2 protein-coding genes are annotated in these 7164 nt (G+C 46.0%); both read right to left on the reverse strand.

The genetic code is table 11. The features are described from left to right. Positions 1-56: 56 nt before the first annotated feature. A complete protein-coding gene (locus tag A6395_RS07655) occupies positions 57-431 on the reverse strand; it encodes a transposase (protein WP_236636598.1) in 375 nt (124 codons plus the stop codon). Beyond that, positions 428-7147 (reverse strand): DNRLRE domain-containing protein, encoded by a 6720-nt coding sequence (locus tag A6395_RS07660; RefSeq protein ID WP_071398604.1) that lies wholly within the window; start codon positions 7145-7147, stop codon positions 428-430. The genes A6395_RS07655 and A6395_RS07660 overlap by 4 nt, the downstream gene beginning before the upstream one ends. Between the last annotated feature and the right edge of the window lie 17 nt (positions 7148-7164).

Consider the following 7164-nt stretch of genomic DNA (forward strand, 5'->3'; position numbering starts at 1 on the left):
AAGAAAGTGAATTGATTCGCTAACAGATTTACTAGCAGTGAAAATTAACTTTTAAATTATGGAAGTAGATTTTCATCTTCAATATATCCTAAAAATAAGTCTTGTAAATAACCTTCTGAATCTACAGAATCTAATAGTAGTTTAGGTTCTACTTCAAAATCAACTAGTCCTGAACTTCCGTCGATAATTCCGAACACATGGGAAATTGTATCAACCATGACTACTTTCAACATGGAAAAAATAATTTCCTTTTGTTCAGCGCTTAAACTTTTATAAAACTCATCTTGTTTCTTCCAATAAATATTCATTTCTGATTTTTTTAATTTTGAATAATCAAGTTCCTCTTCATACATATCTTTATAGGATACTATGTTACCTTCAACTATTGTTTTATAAATTGATTTTACAAACTTTTCATTTATTTCGTTCATCTTTTTCTCCTCATTTCTGGATACATTTTTTTATTTAAGCGAATAAGTTTTCGTAACTGCGCATTAGGTATATCTCTATATACCCTTCTTAATTCTCTGATGTCTCTAGCCAATAAACTTCTTGCATTATTTATTCCTTTCGTTGATTTAGATACAGTTCCAAAACCTTTTTTTCTAGTAGTATGACCTACACTTGGTACACTTATAGCTGGAGCCTTTCCAGGGTGGTAATTTTTAACAAGTCTATTCATTAAGACTTTTTGACCTACATGATGAGCATCTAATCCTTCTTTTCCTCTTCCCTTTAGAGAGTTATAGGAACCCACTTGATATTTTCTAGAGGAATATAAGGATTTACCATACTTAACAAATCTACCAAATCCAACTGCGCTACTCACGGCACTATAAGCAGTGTACCCCCATTTTTTCCAACCGGTGTATCCGCGAGACTTAGCGGTTTGATAACCAGTATAGGCTCCATAGCCAGCCTTAACTGCTACCCAAGCCCACGTTCCATCTGGATCGACTTTTAGGACCGGATTATTGTCCGCATACGAATAGCCATTTGCCATCGAGACGGTCTCATCGGCATCAAGTTCTGGATCGATGGATAGGAAGACGGCCTGTTCTGGATGATAGTAGCGTGCCATCAAGTAGTAAATCGTTAAATCTTCATCATAATAGTACGACGCATAACGAAGCGGTTGACCTGTAAGCTTCGAATCGGTGATGTTCGTCGTAAGCGGTTTGCCCCATGTATCATAGGTGTACTCGGCAGCAACATTACCTGAAGTGTCTGTGATCGCTACAATATCCCCACGATAGTTCCGTTGATAACTGTACCAGATTCCGTTTGTTTTTAGTCCGACAAGGATATGGTCAGCGTTATAGACGTACTCTCGGATTGGTTTGCCGGCCGTATCTGTCTCGGCCATCAGTCGGTTCGAGTCTCCATCGTAATGGAAGCGAATCGTGCCGTTCGGCCCCGTCTTCTGGATACGGCGCCCTTGTTCGTCATACATGAACTGCCATTTCTTTGTGCCGTTGACTTCTTCAATCGCCGTCAGTTTCCCTAGACCGTCCCATGAATATTTCAGACGTCCGTCATTGATCCGGTTCCCGTCTGCATCATACGTAATGGCTTGACTCTCGAACTCGGTCATCCGGTTGGATTCATCAAATTTAGCTACAACTTGGTTGTTGATGTGTGTGCGATTTCCACGTTTGTCGTATGTGTAATTGATCGTCTGTCCGTCTAGTGTCTTCTCTTCGACCAATTGATCCATCGCGTCATAGGAGTAACTCGCAGTTTGTCCATCTTTCTTTAAACTTGACAGGTTGCCATATTGGTCGTAACTATAACGCTCAAATGCAATCTGTTTGTCACCAGCAGAGGCGGACCATGCTGATACGGCACCAGTCTCATCGAACTCGACGAGCGACTCACCGGCTTGTCCTGGCATGGTAATCTGCGTCGTCTTACCATCCTCATTATGGCGGAAAGCCCAATGTTGACTATCGACAGTTACCCCATGGTTCCGTTTGGCGATGTCATAGGTGAAGTCACGCTTCGTTCCCGCTAACGTCATTGAGAGTGGAAGCTCTGTCCCGACACCATTCACATCTTCGTAATCCCATGTCTGGAGCACTCCATGGTAATCCGTCAGGTTCAACAGACGTCCTTTACCAATTTCGTCATTTTCTTCGTCACCTGGGTCATATTCGTACTTCTTCTGTTTCGAGCTATCATTTCCCATTTGAACCGAGAGGATGTCACCAGAAGATGAATCATATGCATACTTGAATCGGCTCGTCGTTTTAATACTTTCTTCCGTTCCCGTCTCACTTGTCGGATCAGTACTCTCTACCTTTGTTGTCTCTTGCAGTTCAATGATATTCCCTTCGTCGTCGTAAATTTTAGATAGGCTGTTCCCTGAAGGGAGAAGCGTTTTTATTAAGTTACCAGTGTGAGGCGCATATTCATACGCATACTTCTGCCCCCCTGGACGAATGACCGAAGTGATACGACCTTTCAAATATCCATATTTAGTGAGTGTCCCATCAAATACCTTTTGTGTGACCTCACCTTTTTTATTGTAATCATAGGAAATGACAGTCCCGTTCTCTGCGGTTGTCGTCTTCAAACGCCCTAATAGATCATAGGTGTTCGTCCGTGTGCGATTCCCTTGACCGACGGTTAAGACATTCCCGAACGCGTCGACCGTATTGGTCACTGGAAGTTTCGTCAGCCCGGCGTCTTTTAAGACGTGGTTTCCTTGCTTGTCATATGTCGAGTCAGACACGACTCGTCCGATTGACGCTCTGACCGCATCGATAAGAATGGTGCTAGTCGAGTTATTCTTAATAGTGAGTTCGATTTTCACGAGCTTCTTGTTCTCATCTGAGGTCAATTGGATGGTTTGACGTTGCCATGTCGCGTCGTTGTCTTTTCCAGTATAGTCTAAGGCATGGAATGCGGCTGTCTTCTGTACCGTCGTTCCGTCCTCATATGTCGCCACCACGTTCAGTGAATCTGTTTTCGAAGCCTTTTGTGCCAAGGCACTCACATAGAACGGTTTTGCTATCGATTGGTTAACAAAAATGGTTTGTTTCGCCGTTCCATCAGGTTGAAGGTTCAAGCCACTCTCACTCATATAACCTGTCGAGCTTGCTGTAGCCTTCACCAACTGCCATTTGTTGAGGCCATCGAATCCGCCCTGTTCGACATGGTTGAACGCCGAGGCCGAGACGGCATGCCCTTGTTTCGCAGTGTCGAGTTGCACCTCGTCAAACAAGGTCGATCCATTCTCAGAGATAATGTTGATTCGAGCTTTGACGGCCCCATTTTTTGCTGTGAACTCGACGAATCGTCTTGTCCATTCCCCTAAATTGCCCATTGGACGAATCGTATAAGTTTCAGTTACGACATTCGAGCTATTCAAGAGCGTGAGCGTGACACTTCCTTTCGACGTGCCTGATGTCTTCATATCGATACCCAAGTTATACGGGTGACCAGTTTTAATGTTGACTTCTCTTGTGAACGTCGCGTTGTTCAACTGAAGCGCTTTACCATTACGACCGCCATCCACAAGCACTCCTGGAGTCACCGTCTCCGTTACTTCAAAGCTACCGTTTGGATACAGATTGACGCCTGGCGTTAATCCCACACCTGTTCGCGTGACGTTTCCGCGATTGTCATACTCTGTGAACCCAATTCGTTCCTCTGGTTCCTCATGATCGACGATTTCTTCACGATCCTCGTTCAAGGCCACTTCTTCGGCCAAACCGAACTCATCTTCGATTCGGAGGAGGTCGTCCCCATTCTCAGCGTATTCATAGGTCGTGATCGACGTGGCATCTTTCTCTACGAGTACATTTCCGTCTAACTCCGTCGTCTTGTCGACGTCAGCCGTATCCCGATCATCGTACGTGGTCGATTCGACAGAACCGTCCGGATTTTTAACGCTTATGATTCGATGGTCTTTCCACTCATAAATTGTTTTCTCATCGCCTTCTGCCTCTTCAATCAAATGGCCCACATCATTAAATGTGTAGACAATCGGTGTCATGACTTGATCATCTTTTGAATCGACGGTCGCAACTTTGTAGACCATGCGCTCTTTTGAATCACCCGACGTCTTCTCATAGGCATTGCGTGTACCATCTACCTCTTGGACAATCGATGGGATCGCATTATCGAATTCACCGACAATTTCATTTGGTTCGGCTGAGGTATGGCCCGGCAAAATCAAGCGATTGATTGAAGATGGGAAATCTGGACGCTCCGCGACCTCGCCCGTCTCTTCAATCGTGTTGACACTCTCCGTATAGGCGTAACCGTATGTCTCAATCGGGGTTGACCCTCTAAAGCTATCAACAGATGTCAAACGATCCCAAGCATCGTATGTGTATCGATACGTGCGCGAGTCAACTTTCTCATCCGAAGACGCGGTCGCTGTCATCGCCTCGACCCAGCCTTTGTCATTATAGGTAAAGGTAAGGCGGTTCGGTGAGGTCGTGCCCGTGTCACTCGCCGCATAGATGGTTGTTAAACGTTTAACACCTTGTACATCTGAATAGTCGAAACGGACGTTATTCTTTTTCCCGTTCTCTTTCGCGTCATATTCCATCCCGACTAGTTGGCCAGTTTGATTGTAGATTTCACGATGACCATCACTCGTTTGAATGACATATTGTGAACCGTTGTTCTCAATGCTGAACTCATAATCGATTCCGGTCGGCGGCAGAAGTTTCTCGACCGTCTTTCCATTCTCTTGAACAAACGTACGGAGGAACAAGTGACCGCTGCCGTCAGCATCGATATAGCGAATGACTTTCGGTTTGTCTTCTGTCGGAATCTCGAGTCGTCGTTCCAACCCGCTGCTCCATCCAAGCCCGAACATGCCGAATCGGATCGACTTCGAGTTAAAGTAGCGACTCGCTTCAACAGCCGGCCCTCGTCCCGGAAGCACTTCATCCGTCTCTTCCAAGAACTGATTTTCTTTCATGACGTTGAACGAGCCAATCGAGGTATCAAGCATTGGATAAAACTCTTCTGTACCAAGATCCGGCTCATCTACCTTTAAGATACGTGGTGTCGTCGGGAGGCTCCGATTCAAGTTCCCTTCGGCGACAAAGTTCGATGCCAATAATACAGCTGGCTGGACCGCGCGACGATGAGCGGTCACACGGATCCAATAGTTGGTATGCTTCCCATACTTCCCGCCTGACAAGACATAGTTCGAGCTTGGATCGACAGGGAGTTCTCCTCCTTGCCCGACAACTCCGTTATTGTTCAATTTGTAAGACTGACCGGCAAGTGGCCATAATTTCTTGTTTCGAGAATGCCACGTGGTCACGTCACTCGGGACGGTCTCGACCAAGTCATACTCTTTTCCGTTATACAAATACACGTTATATCCTGCAGCACCAGGAACGGGTTGCCAGCTAGTGAACAAGAAACCGGTGTTGGTCTTCCGGTTATCCGAATAGCCAACGCCTTCCGTCGTCACCCGGGTTGCCGGTACGTTGAACGTACGGACGTCAGATCCGGCACTCTGGCCTTTCGACGATTTCGCGTAGACGCGGAAGTAATAGTGGAGGATATTATGATAGGTTGTTCGGTCCGGGTTGTTCTTTCGATACAACGGGCGAGGGTCGCCAGGGAAATCTTGTCCATCACCTTTGCGGAATGCTGTCCGTGTATTGACTGGCATGGCATTGATTTGCGCCGTCGTAGGGAAGAGACGTTTTCCGTTCGGGCTCCAGCTCGTTGTGGTGACATTATCAATCAACTCGTAGGCGAAACCGTTAAACACGTAGACATCATAGCTTGTTGCATGCTCTGACTCATCCCAGCTCAATGCAAATTGTCCACGATCGTCAGCTGTCGTATCCCCGGCAGTAACTGCTAGATTCGTCGGCACGTCTGGAATCAGTTCTTGCAACGAACGTTTAGCCGTCGATGAAGCTGAGCCACTACCCAACTTGTAGTCTGCGATGACACGGAATTGGTATGATAACGTGTTCGTTGTCGTTCCGCTACTACTATTAAAGAAGGTAGATGGATCGACTGGAAGTTCCTGTCCGTCGCCGTTGCGGAACTTGATCCCACCAGTTGATGATTCTTTCGTTCCGTACTGAGTAGTCTTTGGGAACATCCCTTTATCTTTTGTTGTATAAGATCGGGCTGTCCCGTTGTAAACTGTCTGCCAACCTTTCCCATCAAACATCTGTAGGCGGTATCCTGTCGCCCCAGCCATCGCTGGCCACGATACATTGACATGACCAGTAGATGAAGTCGGGGTCGTCAAGAAGCCTTCTGTGGAGATCGAGGCCATCTTCGGATAACTGTACGTGACGTTCAATCGAGTACGGTTTGTCCCAGTTTCAGAGGCTGTAATTTGTTTCCAATGTGTCGTCCCGTTACCGTTCGTATGGAACTTGAACCCATAATCTGTTCGGCTTCCAGCAGCCACCTGAGAAACGAAAGATGTCACATCAAAGTTCGCCCATTGATTGCGTGCGACATTCGTTGAACCAAGATTCGTCGATGAGGGGCGTGTGTTCCAGGTGACGCCTGTCTCAGACCAGTTCGCATTCACGCGATCGAGCCACAGTCCATTTTGTTGAGTTCCATAATAACTCCATGTGACATATGAATTCACTTCTGCCGAACTAACAGTGGCACCTCTCAAATCCGTAAGGGCAGGGAATTTAATGAGTCCATAGTTTGTACCTGTAGTAGTATCATAATAGCCAACCCATAACACGTACTCGCCACGAGACGAGCTCCAAAACTTGTTCATGTTCGTGGTCGGGTTCTTGCTTGATACAAACGTATCGAGGGTCGCGTCACGAGCTAGTGTCGGATCGACATAAATCGGATAGACTCGCGCTGGATCATTCAACCACTCTTGATCAGGCACGATTTTAAGTTCATATGAAGTGCCATTCACTTCCGTGAGTTCATATGCGATATCAAAAGAGCGAGCGGGAAGTCCTGATTTCTCATCGATTGCACTGTCCTGCATTTCAGGGACAGGCATCGTGATGACAAGGGCATCCTCTTCGTAAAAAAGAATCTGGTTATCCTTTAGTACAGGTTTCAATGATGTATTGAATTCATAAATGATTTCTTTCGGTAATTGAGCAGACTGATTAAAAATCAAGTCTTCCTTTACTTCATCGTTCAATGCGATGTGACGCAAGTCCACATTCGGAAACACATTTC

It is taken from the genome of Exiguobacterium sp. SH31, assembly GCF_001816105.1.
Taxonomy (GTDB): Bacteria; Bacillota; Bacilli; order Exiguobacteriales; family Exiguobacteriaceae; genus Exiguobacterium; species Exiguobacterium aurantiacum_A.